The organism is Chryseobacterium sp. ERMR1:04 (genome assembly GCF_001297705.1).
Taxonomy (GTDB): Bacteria; Bacteroidota; Bacteroidia; order Flavobacteriales; family Weeksellaceae; genus Chryseobacterium.
Map to the genome: position 1 here is coordinate 527,080 of NZ_LIRF01000008.1, position 20,599 is coordinate 547,678.

The 20,599-nt window shown below is 36.1% G+C and carries 16 protein-coding genes; 8 read left to right on the forward strand and 8 right to left on the reverse strand.

Annotated features, from left to right (window positions below; translation table 11 throughout):
- Positions 1-17 precede the first annotated feature (17 nt).
- Complete coding sequence (locus AMQ68_RS19610; protein ID WP_054512288.1) at positions 18-485, reverse strand: hypothetical protein; 468 nt, start codon at positions 483-485, stop codon at positions 18-20.
- A 186-nt stretch (positions 486-671) separates the two neighbouring features.
- On the reverse strand, positions 672-2,360 hold the full coding sequence (locus AMQ68_RS19615; protein ID WP_054512289.1) for a hypothetical protein: 1,689 nt from the start codon (positions 2,358-2,360) through the stop codon (positions 672-674).
- Positions 2,361-2,576: 216 nt separating this feature from the next.
- Here AMQ68_RS19615 and AMQ68_RS19620 point away from each other — a divergent pair, with 216 nt between their 5' ends.
- From AMQ68_RS19620 to AMQ68_RS19655, 8 genes are all read left to right on the forward strand, one after another.
- Positions 2,577-4,772, forward strand: coding sequence for a glutamine synthetase III (locus AMQ68_RS19620; protein WP_054512290.1), 2,196 nt, complete (start codon positions 2,577-2,579; stop codon positions 4,770-4,772).
- A 167-nt stretch (positions 4,773-4,939) separates the two neighbouring features.
- Entirely contained in the window at positions 4,940-5,632 is a 693-nt protein-coding gene (locus AMQ68_RS19625; RefSeq protein ID WP_054512291.1) for a response regulator transcription factor, read from the forward strand.
- Complete coding sequence (locus tag AMQ68_RS19630; protein ID WP_054512292.1) at positions 5,629-6,960, forward strand: HAMP domain-containing sensor histidine kinase; 1,332 nt, start codon at positions 5,629-5,631, stop codon at positions 6,958-6,960. Before AMQ68_RS19625 ends, AMQ68_RS19630 begins: the two co-directional genes overlap by 4 nt.
- Before the next feature lie 121 nt (positions 6,961-7,081).
- Positions 7,082-7,819, forward strand: coding sequence for a TolC family protein (locus AMQ68_RS19635; protein ID WP_054512293.1), 738 nt, complete (start codon positions 7,082-7,084; stop codon positions 7,817-7,819).
- Positions 7,816-8,577 (forward strand): TolC family protein, encoded by a 762-nt coding sequence (locus tag AMQ68_RS19640; protein ID WP_241775183.1) that lies wholly within the window; start codon positions 7,816-7,818, stop codon positions 8,575-8,577. The genes AMQ68_RS19635 and AMQ68_RS19640 overlap by 4 nt, the downstream gene beginning before the upstream one ends.
- 32 nt (positions 8,578-8,609) lie before the next feature.
- Positions 8,610-11,879 carry an efflux RND transporter permease subunit gene (locus tag AMQ68_RS19645; protein WP_054512294.1) on the forward strand — a complete coding sequence of 1,090 codons (3,270 nt, stop codon included), beginning with the start codon at positions 8,610-8,612 and terminating at the stop codon, positions 11,877-11,879.
- 24 nt (positions 11,880-11,903) lie between these two features.
- A complete protein-coding gene (locus AMQ68_RS19650) occupies positions 11,904-13,010 on the forward strand; it encodes an efflux RND transporter periplasmic adaptor subunit (RefSeq protein WP_054512295.1) in 1,107 nt (368 codons plus the stop codon).
- A 299-nt stretch (positions 13,011-13,309) separates the two neighbouring features.
- The gene (locus AMQ68_RS19655; RefSeq protein ID WP_054512873.1) at positions 13,310-14,020 is read left to right on the forward strand and encodes a C40 family peptidase; all 711 of its coding nucleotides are present in this window, start codon (positions 13,310-13,312) and stop codon (positions 14,018-14,020) included.
- Between the two features lie 80 nt (positions 14,021-14,100).
- On the opposite strand, the gene AMQ68_RS19660 is transcribed toward AMQ68_RS19655, so the two are convergent.
- From AMQ68_RS19660 to AMQ68_RS19685, 6 genes are all read right to left on the reverse strand, one after another.
- Positions 14,101-14,682 (reverse strand): pentapeptide repeat-containing protein, encoded by a 582-nt coding sequence (locus AMQ68_RS19660; RefSeq protein ID WP_054512296.1) that lies wholly within the window; start codon positions 14,680-14,682, stop codon positions 14,101-14,103.
- 85 nt (positions 14,683-14,767) lie between these two features.
- The gene (gene rodA / locus AMQ68_RS19665) at positions 14,768-15,997 is read right to left on the reverse strand and encodes a rod shape-determining protein RodA (protein ID WP_054512297.1); all 1,230 of its coding nucleotides are present in this window, start codon (positions 15,995-15,997) and stop codon (positions 14,768-14,770) included.
- Positions 15,994-18,024 (reverse strand): penicillin-binding protein 2, encoded by a 2,031-nt coding sequence (locus AMQ68_RS19670; protein WP_054512298.1) that lies wholly within the window; start codon positions 18,022-18,024, stop codon positions 15,994-15,996. Before AMQ68_RS19670 ends, rodA begins: the two co-directional genes overlap by 4 nt.
- Positions 18,021-18,527, reverse strand: coding sequence for a hypothetical protein (locus AMQ68_RS25725; RefSeq protein WP_054512299.1), 507 nt, complete (start codon positions 18,525-18,527; stop codon positions 18,021-18,023). Before AMQ68_RS25725 ends, AMQ68_RS19670 begins: the two co-directional genes overlap by 4 nt.
- Positions 18,520-19,374 (reverse strand): rod shape-determining protein MreC, encoded by an 855-nt coding sequence (gene mreC / locus AMQ68_RS19680; protein ID WP_054512300.1) that lies wholly within the window; start codon positions 19,372-19,374, stop codon positions 18,520-18,522. Before mreC ends, AMQ68_RS25725 begins: the two co-directional genes overlap by 8 nt.
- Positions 19,375-19,401: 27 nt before the next feature.
- Positions 19,402-20,427 carry a rod shape-determining protein gene (locus tag AMQ68_RS19685; protein ID WP_054512301.1) on the reverse strand — a complete coding sequence of 342 codons (1,026 nt, stop codon included), beginning with the start codon at positions 20,425-20,427 and terminating at the stop codon, positions 19,402-19,404.
- Positions 20,428-20,599: the final 172 nt, after the last annotated feature.

Below are 20,599 nucleotides of genomic sequence, written 5' to 3' on the forward strand. Positions count from 1 at the left end.
AATTGTGTTTAAAAGAATTAATTACTCAATAGCTTTTTAATCAAAGTAATCTGTCCCAAATGATAATAAGAATGCTCGATCATTCCATCAATATTTCTAAGATAAGTTCCGTATTTTTCATCAACAATAATTTCATCCATTTTAGAATCTGGCATTTGTTCTAATAATATTGCAAACTTTTCAGAATCCATCCATAATTGATTTAATAATTCTTCCCACTGCTCCTGAGATTCAATAGACGGAAGATCAAAACTGTATTTATCTTTAATCTCAAGATTGCCACCTTCAAACACATTAATAAGTCCTGCAATATAATAATGAATATGAAAAGTAAGCATTGCAATTGTATTCAAAGAACCTACTTTCGTTGTTGCGTGATCCCAAAAGACATCTTTAAGCTGATCTTTAAAATTGGTATTTGCGATCCAAAAACCATCAAGCAAAACCTCCCTAAATCTTTTTGATAATTGTGAAACTGAACTCATGATTTTAATTTTTTTAAAGATATTAATTTTAACTTTTTACTTCTGGCTGATTTTGCAAATTTTAATTATCCTTGTCAAGGTTTAAAACCTTAACAAGGATAACACATTCATAAACAACCAATTAATAATTAATAAAAAACCTCAAATGCAGAACATTTGAGGTTGATATTTAGTATAGAATTAAAATTATTTTTTAGCCGTTTGTTTTTTACCGCTTTCTAAAATTTTCTCTAAAATTTTCAAGGTAATCAGATATGTTGGTTTTACTCCTGTAAGTCCTAATCCACCTGAAGATAATGTACTTCCTGTTTCCAAAGGATTATCGGAAGCATAGTAAGCGTAACAAACAAAAAGATCCGGTGCAATATGATGTCTGATTTTAGACGCCACCTGAATTGCTTTCTGATAATGCGCACCTTCCATTTCCAGTCCGATTGCTTTCCATGAAGTATGCATGAAATACGACAAGATATCTCTGTTTTGAAGTGATGTTCCTAAAACAGTGATCATCGTTCCTTCAAAAGCTTTTAATTCATCATCTTTAAAATCATCCAGTTTCAAAGCATTTTCAAAAGGATAGTTATCTGCCGTTCCTTCAAAAATATGAGACGTAGGAATCATAATATCTCCTTTTGCGCCTTCTAAGATTCCGGCTTTCCCCATAATCGAAACAGATTTCACCTTCATCATATATACTTCTCCTTTATGCTCGAAAGGTCTCAATAATTCATCCATTACTTCAAAGGCCTGTTCTCCGAATGCATAATCAAAAACCATAATCACATCGTCTCCATCATATTTAATATGACCGAACGGTGTATTTTTAAGTTCTGTTTTACTTAAGTCTATGATCTGAACGTCTATATTACTTCCGCTTTTGTCATCAATATAAATTAAACCTTGGTCTAATGCATATTTAGAAACCTTATCACGAAGCTCTTTCTTATCGGAAATATCTCCGTACATTTTATAGTCTACTTCTTTGTGATCTTTTTTCTTTAACGCATCATTTCCGTACAGCATATTTTTCACAGAGTGCATGTTCGCAGAAATAATATGTAACGGACGCATGTGAAGGTTGTTTTCAAATAAAACCTCTTTCACTTTATGAGCCCATTTTTCACCAAAATAATGGTGACCTACTCTTTCCTTTAATATCGCACTGAAATGAATTTCTCTTTCTCTGCTTTGTTTAGCATCTTCTAAACTTACTTTTCCTAAGTTGTAAATGATCTTAAATAAACGGTCCGGATTGTTATCGTCTCCGAAAGTATTATATGCTCTCAACGTTTCGTCAAAAGTTCTTCCTATTAAAGAAGATAAATGAATAAGAGCAACCTCTTTTTCCTTTCTTGTGAATTGTTTTTCGCCTTTTACTACTTCTTCAATAATTTTAAAAGCACGTGTCGGCTTCCAGTTTTCATCTTGGATGAACGCCAGATTACGGATTTTATCTGCTTCTATAAATAAGAAGGTTAAGTGGGTAAGAATGTCATAAATTTCAGAACGCCCCAAAAGAACTTCAATATTCATCTGGTGTTCGTCTATTCTATAACAGTTTCTTCTCCTCTTTTTAGGTACAATTGGTTCGAAACTTCCTTTATCAAAACCCTCATCTGATGTCAAATGAATAAAAGCACATTCCTCAATTCCCTCCGGAAGTCTGTCTAAAACATACATCAAACCATCTAGCTCCAATTTGTTTGGAACATTCATGGTACCATAAATTTCAGGATTGATTGTTTTCAACAAACTTCTAATACTTTCTCCAGAAACACCCGCCGGCTTGAAAAATCCTCTATAAAATAAATGTCTCATAGAGATATATAGTCTTTCAATGGCCTCTGTTGTTTCTCTTGCTCTAGAATTTGTCATAAAATAAATTTCACACAAATATACAAAATCTCCCCTCAAGTTATTTTAACTATCTTTTAACAAACTACTTAACATAATACCCAATTTTAGGGGCTTAAAAACTAAATTCTTGTTTAATTTTTGATAAAATATTCACAATACCCCTAAAAAATATAGGGCAAAAACATTTTGAATTCATTTTTTTTGTAAATTTGCCCCACAAAATACACCCTTAATATGTCAACTTTAAGATTTAAAGCATTAGAAACATTACCATTCAAGGACTTTAGAAAAGATAATTCAGTAGAAATTCCTGCGAAATTGTCAGAATTATTTTGTGAAAATGTATTCTCTGAAAACACAATGAGAGAATATTTAACAAAAGAAGCATTCCAGTCCATCATGGATGCTATTAAGAAAGGAAGTAAAATCCAGAGATTAATTGCAGATCAGGTAGCCGTGGCTATGAAAGATTGGGCAATGAGCAAAGGAGTAACTCACTATACACACTGGTTTCAGCCGTTAACAGGAACAACTGCAGAAAAGCACGATTCTTTCTTCACGCCAATTGAAGGCGGAAGAGCCATCGAAAGATTCAGTGGAAACTTATTGATCCAACAAGAGCCTGACGCTTCTTCTTTCCCGAACGGTGGAATCAGAAACACGTTCGAAGCTAGAGGATATACTGCTTGGGATCCTACATCTCCTGCTTTCATTATGGGAACTACGCTTTGTATCCCTTCTATCTTTATCTCTTACACAGGAGAAACGTTAGATTACAAAGCTCCTCTTTTAAGAGCGTTGAACGCTGTAGACGAAGCTGCAACAAGCGTCATGCAGTATTTCGACAAAAACGTAACAAAAGTAACTCCTACTCTAGGTTGGGAGCAAGAATATTTCTTAGTTGATTCTGCATTATTCCAATCTCGTCCAGACTTGGTATTAACAGGAAAAACGTTATTAGGACACTCTCCTGCAAAAGGACAGCAGCTAGATGACCATTATTTCGGTTCTATTCCTACAAGGGTAATGAACTTCATGAAAGAATTGGAAATCGAATGTATGAAATTGGGAATTCCGGTTACTACAAGACACAACGAGGTGGCTCCAAACCAATTTGAGCTGGCTCCAATGTTTGAAGAAGTAAACGTTGCAGTAGACCACAACTCTTTGTTGATGGATGTGATGGCAAGAATTGCTCACAGACACCATTTCCATATTTTATTCCACGAAAAACCATTCGCAGGAGTAAACGGTAGTGGAAAACACAACAACTGGTCTTTAGCTACTGATACAGGTGAAAACCTATTAAGCCCAGGCAAAAACCCTAAGAAAAACTTACAGTTCTTAACATTCTTCGTTAATGCAATTAAAGCAGTTCATGAATATGCTGATCTTTTAAGAGCAAGTATTGCATCTGCAAGCAATGACCACAGATTAGGGGCTAACGAAGCTCCACCGGCAATTATTTCTGTATTTATCGGAAGTCAGTTGTTCAGAGTATTGGAAGAATTGGAAAAAGTAACAGAAGGTAAACTTTCTCCAGACGAAAAAACAGATCTAAAACTAAATGTAGTTGGAAAAATTCCTGAAATTTTGTTAGATAATACTGACAGAAACAGAACGTCTCCATTTGCATTTACAGGAAATAAATTTGAGATCAGAGCGGTAGGTTCTTCTGCAAACTGCGCAGAATCTATGACCGTAATGAATACCATTGCTGCAAAACAATTAAACGACTTCAAAAAAGAAGTGGATGCTTTAATTGAAACAGGATTGAAGAAAGACGAAGCTATTTTCAACGTACTAAGAGAATACATCAAGCAATGTAAAAACATTATGTTTGAAGGTGACGGATATTCTGACGACTGGGCTATAGAAGCTGAAAAAAGAGGATTGAACAACTGGAAAACTACTCCTGAAGCATTGAAGCAGGAAATGAACCAGAAGTTTGTAGATCTTTATGAAGAATTAGGAATTTTCAACCACAGAGAGGTTGAAGCAAGAAATGAGATCAAATTAGAAAAATATTCTACTGTTATTGATATTGAAGCAAGAGTTTTAAGTGATATCGCAAGAAACCACATTATTCCTTCAGCGTTAAATTATCAAAACAGATTAATTGAAAACGTAAAAGGTCTTAAGGATATTTTTGAAGACAAAGAATTCAAAAAATTAGCAAAAGAACAAATAAGTTTAATTACTCAGATTTCTGAAAACATTTCTAAAATTAAATTAGGTGTTGAGGATCTTATGAAAGCGAGAGAAGCTGCAAAAGCAACGCCTGACAGTCAAAAGCAAGCAGAAACATACTGCAAAAGCGTAATCCCATTATTCGATCCGATCAGAGAAGCTTCTGATGATCTTGAAATGATGGTTGATGATGAGCTTTGGCCAATGACGAAATATAGAGAAATGTTATTTACAAGATAACATCTGTAAAGTTCCATATTAGTTAAACTCTCCGGAAAACCGGAGAGTTTTTTTTGTGTCAAATTTTTACATTAACGTACTTAAAATCAAAAACCTTAACGCGTTACAAATAAGAATTTACACAACTTCAAGATTCATATAAGATTTACATTTAACTTTGCATTCTTATGAAAATCTTACTCATCGAAGACAACAGAGAGCTTGCCCAAAGTATCACGTACTACCTTGGAGAAGAGCATTATATCTGTGAATGTGCTTATAGTTACAAAGACGCATTGGAGCGGTTAAGTTTCAATAGCTACGATTGTATATTATTAGACATCATGTTGCCCGATGGGAATGGTTTACAGCTTTTAAATTACATCAAAAAAGAAAAAATAAACAGTGGTGTACTTATTATTTCGGCCAAAGATGCATTAGATGATAAGATCTCCGGCCTTGAAAAAGGAGCCGACGACTACATTACAAAACCGTTTCATTTACCTGAACTCCATGCGAGATTAAGAGCAATCTACAGAAGAAAAAAAATGGATGGCTATAATGATGTAAAATTTAATGAGATTGTATTGAACACCGATACTTATGAAGTTTTTATTCAAAATAACAGATTGGAAGTAACCCAAAAGGAGTTTGAACTGCTCTTGTATTTTCTGGTCAACAAAAACAGAGTCTTGTCTAAACAATCTATCGCCAATCATCTCTGGGGAGATTACACAGACAATTTAGCTAATTTTGATTTTGTATATCAGCATGTGAAAAACCTCAGAAAAAAAATAGCAACCGCTGGAGGCAATGATTATGTGGAAACAATTTATGGGCTTGGCTATAAGTTCAACGGATTAAAATATACAGATTTATGAATTTACTGAATAAAATATCGGTTTGGTTTATTGCCATTGTATTGTTGGTTACGCCCATCAGTATGTATATTTCTTATATCAGCATCAAAAAACGATTAGACAATGTAGAAATCGAAAGGCTAAAAGCAGTCAATACATACGTTGCTGCTCAGTTAAAAAAAGGAGAAACTCCTGAAAAAACATCGCAGGGATTACCTATTTCTATTCGTCAAGTTAAAAGCAGTATCCTTCCTTCTAGCAATCCTGAGATCATTCATACCTGCCTTGCCAATGAAAAAGCAGCACGTAATGAATGTAAAATACAAATCAATTCTTATATAACAACCGATAATAAAGTTTATAAAATCTCGTCTTACAGCTACATTACCTCAACCGACGAGATCATGAAAGGCATGTTGAATGCTTTATTTCTAAAAATAATATTAATTACCACCATTGTATTTGTAACCGCAAGAATTTTATCCCGTTATATCCTCAAGCCTTTTCACCATGCTATTGATGGTATTTATCAATTCAATATTCAGAAAAAAGAACGGCTGGATCTATTACCCACAAGCACCAATGAATTTAAAAAACTTAATGAATTTCTACAATTAATGACCGATAAAGCCATTGAAGATTATGCTTCTGTGAAAGAATTCAGTGAAAATGCGTCTCATGAAGTACAGACTCCGCTAGCTGTTATTCAAAGTAAGATCGAACTGTTGGCTGAAACAGAAATCAATGGTCAACAGGCTGCGTTATTAACTGACATTCAGAATTCTATCGATAAACTGAGCAGAATCAACCGGTCTCTTATTCTTTTGACAAAGTTGAATAATCATGAATTCATCACCAATGAAGAGCTGAGGTTCTGCCGAGTAGAAAAAGAAACCATCAACGCTTATTCAGATCATCTGATCCTTAAAAATATCAACCTCAACCGAACTTGTGAAAGAGATGTGTATGTGAAAATTCATCCCACATTGGCGGAAATTCTTCTTAACAATCTTTTATCCAATGCGATCCGTCATAATCTTACAAATGGAAATATTGAAATTGTGCTGACCAAAAAGTTCTTCAGAATTTGCAATACCGGTCTTCCTCCTGATATTCCTACCCAAGAGCTTTTTAAAAGGTTTAAAAAAAGCAATCAATGTAACGAGAGCATAGGATTGGGATTATCAATCGTCAAACAGATTTGTGAGGTCAATGCATTTCCTATTCATTATGACTTTGCAGACGGCTGGCACAGCATCACCATCTATTTTCACACCACAGAAAATCATCAGTTTTTTATCCCAACAAAAGCTTTTAATGAAACCGTTTTAGCAATGGAAAATGCATAGATTATTAAATCAAAAAGAAAACTATCCTACATAAAACTGATAATATTGTAATCTATTAATTTAAACTTCAAGATTGCTTCAAAATGTATTTTTTACTTTGACCAAAGAAAAAATATACCAAATGCTTTTAAGAGCTTTTATCCTAACGATATCCTCTATTTTTGTCAGCAGTCAAGTGAATGCACAGGAAGTCCTCTCCTTGCAATCTGCTCTTGAAACCGCTGTTCATAATTACGGAACCATCAAAGCAAAGGAATCCTACCGACGATCTTCTCAGGAATCTGTAGAGCTGGCAAAACGTCAGGCTTTACCTAATCTTAATTTCAGTGTTCAACAGGACTATGGAACCGTCAACGGACAAAACGGTCCGCTATATGGATTTGGTGGATACGGAGTGGCTTCATCAGGACTTCCTCTCCCCGAACAAAACTGGAACGCTTCTTTTGGAGCCTTATATTTAGCCAATGTCAACTGGGAGTTTTTCTCTTTCGGTAAAGCCAAACAGAGGGTTAAAGTAGCCGAATTCAAAACACAGAGAGACTCTAAAGATCTTTCTGATGAAATCTTTCAGCACAAAGTAAAAGTAGCCGCCGCTTACATTAATGTTCTCGCTGCTAAAAAATTAAAACTGTCCTACGAAAGAAATGTGGGAAGAACAGATACCATTAGAAGAATTGTTGAGGTTAAAGAAAGAAACGGCCTTGTTCCGGGGGTAGATCTTTCTCTTGCAAAAGCAGATTATGCCAATGCGATGATTACTTACATCAAAGCAAAAGATAATGAGCAGGAACAGGAAAATAAACTCGCCCAACTTTTGGGCATTCCTTCTCAGCAAAAGCAGATTATGCCAATGCGATGATTACTTACATCAAAGCAAAAGATAATGAGCAGGAACAGGAAAATAAACTCGCCCAACTTTTGGGCATTCCTTCTCAGAGATTTGTATTAGACAGTACTATTTTGAAGAGAACTCCGACCGAATTTCCTTCAGAAACAAGCTCTGAAATAAAAAATCATCCTGTTCTTTCATTCTTTAAAAGCCGAATTGAGGTAAGTGAGCAGGAAAAACAATTGCTGAAAACACAATATTATCCTTCCTTCTCAATGGTTGGGATCATACAGAGCCGGGCTTCAGGATTTGGAAACGGATACGCACAGGATCAAAATGATTTTTCTTCTTCTTACTGGGACGGAATAAGACCCACCAGAAGCAATTATCTGATTGGTGTAGGCGTTTCCTGGAATTTCACCCAAACATTCAGGTTATCTAAAGAAATCAGCGCCCAGGATTATACAACGCAGGGGCTCCAACATGAATACGATTTGGCCGAACAGCAGATCAAAGCACAGCTGGATCTATCAGAAAACAAATGGAACAATGCATTTTCAGTCTACGAGCAAGTTCCTATCCAGTTAAAATCAGCTAATGATGCTTACATACAACGATCTGTATTGTACAAAAACGGACTTACAGATTTGGTTGATCTTTCTCAGACGATTTATGCTTTGGTAAGAGCAGAAACCGACATAGATATCGCCATCAGCAATGTTTGGAATGCCTTGTTACTAAAAGCCGCAGCACTAGGTGATTTTACAGTCTTCGAAAAAGAACTGTAAGAATTAAAATAACTCATATCAATCCTATATAAATGAACTTAATAAGATTTGCATTAAGAAAACCCATTACGATTTTAGTATTGGTTGCAGGGCTTTTTTTCTTCGGAATACGCTCCGCCAGCTCCATTAAAGTCGATATTTTCCCAAAACTGGATTTACCGGTAATCTATGTTTCCCACCCGTTTAGTGGATATACTCCGCAGCAGATGGAAGCATTTTTCGCCAAACAATACATCAATATTTTCCTTTTTGTGAATGGGATTAAAAGTATTGAAACCAAAAATATTCAGGGATTAACTTTGATGAAAATCAATTTCTATCCGGGTACCAATATGGCGCAGGCTGCGGCTGAGCTTAATTCATTCTCTACCAGAATTCAGGCTGCTTTCCCGCCGGGATCCAATCCACCTTTTATCATCCGCTTCGATGCATCTACTCTTCCTGTGGGCCAACTTGTTTTAAGCAGTGATAAAAGAAATAATAACGAATTGCTGGATTTAGCGAACGTGTATGTCCGCTCTACTTTTACCTCCATTCCCGGGATTGTTTCTTCGCCTCCTTTTGGAGGAAACATCCGTACCGTTGTTGTTAATGCCAATCCTGATTTACTCCGTCAACATAATTTAACGCCTGATCAATTGGTGGAATCACTTCGTCTGAACAATCAGACCGCCCCGTCAGGAAACGTACGTATTGGTGATAAATATTACATCACTCCTACCAATACGATGATAAAAAATGTAAAAGACTTTGGCAACATCCCTTTATATAAAGGAGGTGTACAGAATCTTTACTTAAAAGATGTTGCCACAGTAACAGATGGAGCCGATGTTACTTCTGGTTATGCATTGGTTAATGGCCGTCGTTCTGTTTATTTAAGTATTGCCAAAAGTGCTGATGCTTCCACTTGGGATGTCGTTCAGAATCTAAAAAAACAACTTCCTCAGATACAGTCCAATCTTCCTGATGATGTAAAAGTCAGTTTTGAATTTGACCAATCTACCTATGTGATCAACTCCGTTAAAAGTTTGCTGAGTGAAGGAACCATAGGTGCTTTACTGACAGGATTAATGGTAATTCTCTTCCTCGGTGATATTCGGGGGGCTCTTATTGTGATCCTTACCATTCCGATTTGTATAATTTCATCCGTATTATTTTTAAATCTCTTTGGGCAGACCATTAATATCATGACCCTGAGTGGACTCGCCTTAGCCATTGGAATTCTCGTCGATGAAAGTACCGTTACGATAGAGAATATCCACCAGCATTTTGATATGGGCAAACCAAAAGCATTGGCCATCTGGGATGCATGTAAAGAAATCGCGTTTCCAAAGCTATTGATCTTGTTTTGTATTCTTGCTGTGTTTGCGCCTGCATTTACGATGGAAGGAATTCCCGGCTCATTATTCTTACCGCTTGCTCTTGCAATAGGATTCAGTATGATTATTTCCTACTTCCTATCTCAGACTTTTGTTCCTGTCATGGCCAACTGGATCATGAAAATAAAACATCACAAAGCAAAAGACGGCCACATCATGACCGATGCTGAAGAATTAAAAGCAGCAGGCCTAAGTGATGAAAATGATACCTGGAGTCAGAAAGAAATACTGCTTCAACAAGAAGACAGTAACCGAGATGGAAAAGTAAGTCTTTTCGAAAAAGTACGATTCCGTTATCTGAAGTTCTTAGACCGAATTATGCCCTTCCGAAAGATCGTGGTTTCCATATATATTGTGCTTACTTTGGCCTTGGTTGCTTTAGTTTTAAACAGCATTGGTCGTGATGTACTTCCGCAAGTTAACGGCTCTCAGTTTCAGGTGAGAATGAGAATTCCTGACGGAACCAGAATTGAACAAACCGAGCTTCAAACCTTAAAACTGTTAGATGGGATCAAAGGTATCGTTGGAAAAGATAATATCTCAATCACCTCTGCCTATGTAGGAAATCATCCGAATCTATTTTCTGTAAGTCCTATTTATTTATGGATGGCAGGATCTCATGAAACTGTTTTACAGGTAGGATTAAAAGAAGGATTCCACACGAATCTGGATGATCTGAAAGATAAGATTAGAGAAAAAGCAAAAAGCATTAACCCACAAATGAAGCTCTCATTTGAACCGATAGAATTAACTGAAAAAATTCTTAGCCAGGGATCTCCTACTCCTATCGAAGTGAGGTTATCCGGAAGAAGCAAAGAAGCTAACGAAGCGTACGCAAAAAAGGTTGAAACCGAATTGAAGAAAATCCCTTATTTAAGAGATGTACAAATCGGGCAATCTATTAAATATCCATCTATCGATATTACAGTAGATCGTATTCGGGCTGCCCAATTGGGAATTGATATGACCGATATTTCACGTTCATTGGTCGCTTCTACTTCATCATCAAGATACACAGAAAAAAATATCTGGACCGATGAAAAAGCAGGATACAGCTACAACGTACAGGTACAGGTTCCTGAAAACAAAATGAACAGCAAGGCTGAAATTGCAGGAATACCATTGCTAAGAAATTCCAATAGACCTAATTTAGGCGATGTAGCAACCTTAAAAGACAGTTTCACATATGGCGAAACAGATAATTTAGGAGCGATGCCGATGCTTACGGTAACCGCCAATTTAAATCACACCGATTTAGGGAAAGCATCAAGAGATGTTCAAAAAGTAATTGACAACTTGGGAGAACTTCCAAGAGGTCTGAATGTAGGATTAATAGGAATGAGTCAAACATTAAATGATACTTTAACCAGTCTTCAAAGCAGTTTGGTGATTGCGATCATGGTGATTTTCCTGATGCTTGCCGCCAACTTCCAGTCTTTTAAAGTTTCTGGCGTTGTATTGGTAACAGTTCCTGCCGTTTTATTCGGTGCGCTGGCTTTATTAATTGTAAGTGGATCAACGCTTAACCTTCAGTCTTATATGGGAATCATTATGTCTGTCGGGGTGTCTATTTCCAATGCCGTATTATTAATTACCAATGCTGAACAACTGAGAAAACATAACGGAAATGCCTTATTATCTGCCAGAGAAGCGGCTGCATTACGACTAAGACCTATTGTAATGACTGCTTTAGCAATGGTTGTAGGAATGGTTCCTATGGCATTGGGATTAGGAGAAGCAGGAGATCAGGTATCTCCTTTAGGAAGAGCCGTAATCGGAGGATTAATCGCCTCTACCTTTGCTGCTCTGTTTATTCTTCCACTTGCATTTGCTTGGGGACAAGGTAAAACAAGCACTCAAAGTGTTTCTCTGGATCCTGAAGATGAAGAAAGTATTCACTTTATTCCTGAACTTTTAAAATAAAACAAAGCTATTAATACCATCAATATGAATCGATTATATCATTATATCATCCCGACCATCATCGTAGCTTTCAGTTTACAAAGCTGTGAACAGAACAAAGCCGAAGTAAAAAAAGCAGCTCCTCAAGCAGCTCCAGACATAGAAGCTATTAATCCTAAGCAGGGAGATTTTGCCTCTTCTACAACAATTCCCGGGGAGCTACAACCTTTCCAAAAAGTAGATGTATATGCTAAAATCAGCAGCTTTGTTAAAAAGCTTTATGTGGATGTAGGAAATGAAGTTGTGGCCGGACAACTCTTAGCTACTTTAGAGGCTCCTGAAATGAATGCCCAGCAAAGTGCTGCCGCTTCCACATTAAAGTCTAAAGAAGCTATTTATATTGCCAGTAAAGCAAAATATGACCGTTTAAAAGAAACGAGTAAAACCCCGGGAACTATTTCTGCGCTTGATCTGGAACAGGCTCTTGCCTCGCAAAGATCAGATATGGCGCAGTTAGAAGCTGCCAAAGCCTCTTACCGAGAAGTTATTGATGTTAAAAATTATCTTCAGATCAGAGCACCATTCAGCGGAAACATTTCTACGAGAAATGTAAGTGCCGGAGCCTACGTGGGTCCATCAGGAAAAGGATCTGAGCTTCCGTTGTTTAGTTTAGTACAACAGAGCAAACTTCGTTTAATCGTGAATGTTCCCGAATCCTATACCGGAAGTCTTAATAAAGACGGGCAAATAAAATTCTCTGTACAATCTATTCCCGGAGAAACCTATACTGCAAAAGTATCAAGATTTTCAGGAGCATTAGACAATCGTTTGCGATCACAATCCGTAGAAATGGATGTTTACAATACAGACAAAAGATTATTACCCGGAATGGTAGCCAATGTGATCCTTCCTTTAAGTGATCACAATAAAGCACTGTCTGTTCCTACTTCTGCGGTGTTAAATTCTACTCTGGGCGTATTTGTCATTCGCGTAGAAAAAGATAAAGCACATTGGATTCCTGTTACCTCAGGTATTTCTAATGGAGATACCACCACCATTATTGGGAATGTAAATTCGGATGATGTTATTGTAAAGGCTGCTACAGAAGAGATTCGTGATGGCCAAAGTATTAAAGTAAAACTTTCAAAATAAGAAGATTATTAATGAAATGTTAAAAATGATTTAATACTTTTTTGTCTCGCAACATCTAAAAAAGTGCTGAAACAGAGAAAACGGAAACATTTTGTTAAGAAATCATAATAAAAAAAACCAAAGTCTTATGAAAAAAAGGACGTTGTGGATTGTTTTTCCTTAACATACGTATATTATATGTTAAAATATGTTAAATGCAGAACCTGACAATAATCATATTAGGACTCTTTTGATTGGAATCTCTACTTTTGTAAGGCTTTTGAAATAAATATCCCTTTAACACGGTAATAAATATGTATATGAAGAAAAGAGTTTTGTCTTATTTAGTAGCTTTAGTTTCTACAGTTTCACTACAATCTTGCGTTACAAATTATGTAGTTTCAAAACCAGCAACTTACTCTAAAGAATACAAAACAGATGCCAAACTAGCTTCACTTGATACAAACAAAATGGAGCAGGATAAGCAGAGATTGATCAACTCATTTCTTGCAGAAAAGGCGGCATCTATAGCAAATGCAAAAAATTCTATTAAGAATGCAGGCATTGCAAAAGTTATTAAGTATAATAAAACAATAGACAATATCCTAACGGAAGCTGAAACATACCTAGGAACTCCTTACAGATACGGAGGAATGACAAGAAACGGTATAGATTGTTCAGCTTTTGTGCTTTCTGTATTTGGAGCAGCAGCAGGACTTAGCTTACCAAGAGTAGCAGCCTCTCAGTCTCAGGAAGGAGAAAAAATAGAAAAAGAGAATCTTCAGAAAGGTGATCTAATTTTCTTTTCTCACGGCAGAAGAATTTCTCACGTAGGTATTGTAGAGAGTGTTTCTGAAGAAGGTGAAGTAAAATTCATCCATGCAGCCACTTCGAAAGGAGTCATGATATCTTCTCTTAATGATTCTTATTGGGGACCTAAATTTAGATTCGCAAAAAGAGTGATCAATGAAAACGGAGAAGCTTATAACAACCTAGCTGCAATAACAGCGACAACAGCAACAAGTTTTTAATTTTAAATAATTGATTTAAATAATGAAGCCTTCAAAAATTTTGAAGGCTTTTTTATTGTTTTATATTCTCTAGGTTTACCCTAGCTATTTCTCTCTATCTGAATATCGAGCTTATACAAAAGACCATGCACTTCAGAAAGGGAGAATTTAGCCTTTTTAAGCTTGTTTACGTTCGGATCTATAGAATAATTGATGGATGTTCTGAAATCCGTTTTTTCAAGGTTTGTATTAACGAAAACAGCACCCGCCAAATCACTGTTGGTAAAGACAGCGCCGGAAAGATCACATTCTTCAAAATCAACCTCTATTAACTTTGAATTTTTAAATAATGTCTTTTTAATCGTTGTTTTATAAAAGGTAGAATTATTGAGAGAGCATTCGTCAAACTTAAATGATAATCCAAATTCATTGCAATCGCTAAACTGAAGTCCGAACATCTTAGATTCTTTAAAAATAACATCACGAAAAGCCGTATTAGAAAGCTTTGCCATACTTAAATTACATTCGATGAACTCACAGTCGGTAAATTTACATTCGGATAGATTTACATATTCAAAATTACAATTACGGAAAGTACAGTTTTCATCCTCTCCTTTTTCCAATGGAGCTTTTCCAAAATCTATATTGTCGAAGTTTTGGTCCAGAACGTAGGCTTCTCTCATAAAGCTTTATGATTTTATTTGAATGATTGATTATTTGTAACTAAGAAATAAAAAAGATGATTGTAAACTTCCAGCATCTAGCCTTTTAAACCAAACTGTTTTTATCAGCATAATTTAATTTAAAGAAAACAAAAGTCATGATAGAAAAGGCCAGTAATGAACTTCCTCCATAACTAAAGTAAGGCAACGGAATCCCAACGGTTGGGAAAAGCCCCATAACCATTCCTAAATTGATCGTAAAGTGCATCAAAAGAATAGAGGCAAAACAATACCCAAAAACACGATTAAACGTAGATTTCTGCTTTTCTGCGAGATAATAGATTCTTCCAATAAAAACCATATAGGCAAGAACCAAAGCTGCACTTCCTACGAAGCCCCACTCTTCTCCTACCGCACAGAAAATATAATCGGTTTGCTGCTCAGGAACAAATTTCCCTTGCGTTACCGAACCTTGGCGATATCCTTTTCCTAAAACTCCTCCGGAACCAATTGCTGTTTTAGAATACAATAAGTTATACCCCGAGGTATCTCTAAAGGCTTTCTCACCTTTATAAAGAACTTCAATTCTTTCTCTTTGGTGTTTGGGAAGTTTTTCTAAAATATAGGGTGAGCCAAAAGCTAAACCACACAATAAAAGAATAGATCCGGCAATACCTCCTATGGAAAGAACATCCCAAGACATTTTATAATAGTTCATGGCAATCCAGCCGCCCGCAATTAATAATATAGCGATAACAATGTAAATAGGATCTACAGCCAGCGACACTAAGAATACGCCTGCAAAAAGAAATCCTACTCCGAAAAGTAACCCATTCAATCCTTCTCGGTACAAAGCAATAAAAAAGGCTACGAAAACCAACATGGAGCCCACATCCGGAATGGCTAAAACAACTGCTGCAGGAATACCAATAATGGTTAAAACAGTCAACAGAGATTTCCTATTTTTTAAATTAAAATCTGGCCCTGAGACATAGTTTGCCACCATAAGAGTTGTACTAATCTTAGCAAATTCTACAGGCTGCATCGTAAAGCTACCGAATTTATACCAGTTTTTCTGCCCCATAATCTCCTTTCCAAAAGGGAAAAGGCCAATAAGAAGCAAAACGCCTCCGATATAGAAAATACCAGACATGTTTTCGAAGAACTTACTTCTGCCCACAAATATTATCAAGCCCACAAATAGAGAAATACAGAAAAAAATCAATTGTTTTTCTCCTAATTTCTGATCAACGCTATAAATATTGGCAATCGCAAAAATGCAAAGCATGAAGTATAAACTAAGACCTAATTTATCTATTCCCTCTGTCCATTTCATTGTTTAGTGGTTTTGATGTTTTTAGTTTCTTCGTCTATCTTTTTTTGCAATTTTGCTTTTTGTTCTTTAATGAAATTAAGACTATCCTGCTTTCTTTTTAATTTAACAGAATCAGGTTTAGGATCTATATATAAACCTTTACGTTTTAAATCTGCAACCCACTGTCTTTTATACTCAGGCATGAAGCTTGAGGTTGTCATCTTTTTGTAAAGATTTTCTCTCTTTACATCTCCTGTAATATATTTTTCAGCAATCACGGTACAAGCCGGACCTGCCCAAGTGGCCCCAAAACCAGCGTGCTCCATTACTGCAACTACAACTATTTTAGGTTTATCTGCCGGAGCAATCAATACAAAAATCGAGTTATCCTTTCCTTGAGGAACCTGCGCGGTACCCGTTTTTGCTAACTGAGTGAAGTCATTTGATTTTAATCCTCTCGCTGTACCTCTTAACACCACGGCTTCCATTCCTTTTAAAACGGGTTCGAAATGTTTAGGATCAACAAGCGTTTTATGTTTCGTTTTAAATCTTTTATCAGGATTTGGTTTCCCATCAATTGATTTTACAATATGAGGCGTATAATACCATCCTTTATTCGCAATAGCACCAACATAGTTAGCCAACTGCAAAGGAGTTACTAAAACGTCACCTTGTCCCATTCCGTTAAATACCGCTCCTGTAGCCAAAGCATCCCAGTTTTTAGGATCTTTTTTAGCGCCACTTGCTTTATAAATGGACTGCATTCTTTTTTCATAAAACTCCCCGGAAGGAATTCTTCCTTTTGCGCCTACCGCCAAGTCATTGTTCAAAAACTCTCCTACTCCAAAACTGTTTAGAATTCCTTTCCATTCATCGACTCCTTTCGAAGGGTTTCCCGGATATTTATTCATAATCGCTAAATAAGCGTATGAGAAGTAACAGTTACTTGATATTTGTATTGATGGAATCAAAGGATCTGCACCACCGTGCCCTTTAATTCTTAATCCTCTATAATTAAAACCTCCTCCACAAGGGAAAACAGTCTTTTCATCCATCACGCCCATCTGCATTCCTGCAAGTGCCGTTAACAATTTGAAAGTGGATCCCGGAGGATAAGCTGCTTGAAGCGATCGGTCAAAAGTTGGTTTGTTTTCGTAGAGCGTATCTTTCGATAATGCGTATAAATTTCTAGACTTATTGGGTCCGGTAAATAAATTGGGATCAATATCCGGTCCGGTAGCTAAGGTTAAAATTTCCCCATTATTAGGATCAATCGCCACAATAGCTCCATGCTTATTCACAAGCATTTCTTCGGCCATTCTTTGAAGATCATAATCAATAGTAAGCGTAATATCTTTACCCGTTATTACATCTTTATCTAATGAACCGCCTTTATAAGAACCAATATTTCTAAGCCTGATATCTTTCTGAATATATTTAATTCCTTTTACCCCACGAAGTTCTTTTTCGTATGATTTTTCAACTCCGGATTTACCGATGAAATCTCCAGGTAAATAATAGGTAGAATCTTTCTTAATATCTCTTTCGTTTACCTCACTGGTATATCCTAAAAGGTTTCCTGAAGTAGAAACTTCATATTGTCTTTGAGGTCTTGAAACAATACTGAAAGCTGGATATTTAAATATAATTTCCTGTACTCTGGCAATATCTTCTCTGCTGAGGTCCTTTATAAAAGTCATCGGAGTCAGCTTAGAGTAATATTTTTCTTTTTTAATAACCGTAATTTTCTTAATAAAATCATTTTTATTGATACCCATCAAGCTACAGAAAGCAATCGTATCAAAATCAGGTTTCATTAAAGCTTCCGTAAAAGAAATTTCATACGCAGGTTGGTTCCCCACCATGATCTTACCATTTCTGTCAAACACCACTCCTCGTTGAGGGATAACGTACTCCGTTTTAATGGAAGTATTAGCCGCATTCAATGCATACCGGTCGGTAAACAACTGTAAATAAGCAAGTCTCGCTACAAAAATTATAGCGATAACAGCAAGCACGGAAAAGATTTTTAAATAACGTGTGTTCAAACTTTTTGTTTGATTTTAAAGATTAATGCGTAAATAACGATAAATATAAAGGAAATTATACTTGTTACCACCACATTAAGTAAAATTTCAAAAAATCTGCTAAACTTAAAGAATTCAATATACTGTACTAAAAGTTGGTGCAAAAATATACTTGAAAACAGAAACAGCAAAAACTGCGCCCATTGAAGGGATTGAAAAGAAAAAAAGTCTGTAGAGGTATCTGTAGACGTCCTGAAAATCAAGGTTCTGAAATAAGCAATTAGCGTTGTTGCAAACGCGTTGATCCCCCATGAAGACAAGAATGCATCCACAGAAAGACCGATTAAAAAACTGAGTGCTAAAAACTGATATTTATTTCTAAAAAAAGGATAAAACATAACGAACACAGGATATAATACCGGAGTATATTTCCCGAAAATAGTTATCCTGTTCAATACAAAGACCTGTAATGCAACAAGAAATATCATGATTAATATGTCCGTAAATAAAGTCCTGCTAATCATTTTCCTTTTTTATTACAGCTTGCATTGTATCTTGAATCTTTTGTACCTCAGCTTTCTTAAGATTTTTAACCACGAATACTTTGTTCAAAGCACCCATTTTTTCACTTAGCTCAACTGAAATATCCCAAAAACCTGTTTTATTGTCAACGGAGTATCCCGCAATAGTACCAATCATCACTCCTTTAGGGAAAATTGCCGACTTACCGTCTGTTACCACGGTATCACCAATTTTCAAGGCTACATATTTAGGAACATCTGACAAGTGCATTACTCTGGAGTTATCTCCATTCCAAGTTAATGTTCCAAAATATCCTGAGCTTTTAAGAGCTGCATTAATTCTTATATTATTCACACTTAAAACAGACTGAACCAGGGCGTAACTATCTGTAGCATTGATCACGATTCCCGCAACACCTTTAGGAGCCATAACTCCCATTTGTGGAAACACGCCATCTCTCTTACCACGGTTAATGGTAAAATAGTTATTTCTTCTGTTAATACTATTGAAAACTATCTCTCCGTCTACAAATGTGTAAACCTGACCTCCTCCTAAAGTATCATGCACTCTTTTGAATACAGGATTCTTGGCGCCCTCTTTTCCATAGAGTTCCACCATCAAAGCCTTATTTTGAGCAACAAGATCTTCATTGATCTGTTTAAGCTTAAGATAAGTAACCCCTTCATCAATATATCCGGAAACCCTAGAGTTCAACGCGGCTGATTGGCCGGCGACCCAAGATTTCTGCATGGCATTTTTAGAGAATATCAGAACCAGAGCAACAATTTGCAAGAAAATAAAGAAGACAAAAAGAGAGTTCTTCGAAAATAATCTCAGCAAAAATCCCATTCAGATAAAGTGTCGTAAAAGTTAAAATTATTTAATTAAGAAATTGAATTTATCCATATTCTTAAGCGCAATACCTGTTCCGCGAACTACAGCTCTTAACGGATCTTCTGCCACGAAAACAGGAAGACCGGTCTTTTTGTGTAGTCTGTCTGCCAAACCTCTTAACAAAGCACCACCACCAGCAAGATAAATACCTGTTTTATAGATATCAGCTGCCAATTCCGGAGGTGTTAAAGAAAGAGTTTCCATTACAGAATCTTCAATCCTGATAATAGATTTATCCAGCGCACGTGCAATTTCTTTATAGCCAACCATAATTTCTTTTGGCTTACCAGTGATAAGGTCTCTACCTTGTACCGGAATATCTTCAATATCTACATCAAGATCTTCAACAGCAGAACCTACTTCAATTTTCACTCTTTCAGCTGTTCTTTCTCCGATGTAAAGATTATGGTGCGTTCTTAGGAAATAAGCAATATCGTTTGTAAATACATCCCCTGCAATTTTCACAGATTTATCACAAACAATACCTCCTAAAGCTACCACAGCAATTTCTGTAGTACCGCCACCTATGTCGATGATCATATTACCTTCAGGTTTCTGAACATCAATCCCAACTCCTATTGCAGCTGCCATTGGTTCATAAATCAACCTTACTTCTTTTGCATTTACTTTTTGTGCAGAATCTCTTACCGCTCTTTTCTCAACCTCTGTAATTCCTGAAGGAATACAGATCACGATTCTTAGAGCAGGCTGAATGAATCTACCTTTGATCCCAGGAATTTTTTTGATAAACTCCTTAATCATGTGTTCAGAAGCATGAAAATCTGCAATAACCCCGTCTTTCAAAGGACGAATAGTTTTGATATCTTCATGAGTTTTCCCCTGCATATGCTTCGCCTGTTCCCCTACAGCAATAGGTTTACCCGTAGAACGCTCAATTGCAACAATTGAAGGCTGATCTATAACAATTTTGTTATTATGGATAATAAGCGTGTTGGCAGTTCCTAGGTCTATCGCAATTTCTTGCGTAAACATATCGAATAAACTCATATTTTTCTTCTGATTTTAAGAATACAAAGATATAAATTTAAGGCTACTAAAGAAACTTCATAAGCATATAATTTGGTTAAAATTTGGTTAAAATTCTAAATTATTTGCTAAGTATTGAAATAATATTTTTAGAAGACGGAAAGCAAAGCCCTACATAGTGGCGATTTATAGT